Genomic DNA, 265 nt, shown 5'->3' on the forward strand with positions numbered 1-265 from the left:
TGAAGGAGCCGGGCGGCAACAGCCCTCTCACGCTTAGGGACATCGCCCGCCAGGCTGGCGTCAGCCTCGCGACGGTCGATCGTGTCCTGCACAACCGCCCCGGCGTGCGGCCGGATACAATCCGCCGTGTCAAGGAGACGATCGCGCGCAACTCCTTCCAGCCGCATGTGGCCGGCGCCGAGCTCGCCCGTGGCCGTGCCCGGCGCTTCGCCTTCGTGATGCCGTCGGGGCCGAACCTGTTCATGCAGCAGATCCAGTCTTATCT

At 67.9% G+C, this 265-nt stretch carries 1 protein-coding gene; it reads left to right on the top strand.

Translation table 11 applies throughout. The features are described 5' to 3' along the window. Positions 1-41 precede the first annotated feature (41 nt). Positions 42-265, top strand: a 224-nt coding sequence (locus tag QSV46_RS39975) for a LacI family DNA-binding transcriptional regulator (protein ID WP_314964130.1), incomplete at its 3' end; no start/stop codon positions are given.

This window comes from Bradyrhizobium cosmicum, assembly GCF_032290525.1.
Classification (GTDB): Bacteria; Pseudomonadota; Alphaproteobacteria; order Rhizobiales; family Xanthobacteraceae; genus Bradyrhizobium; species Bradyrhizobium cosmicum_A.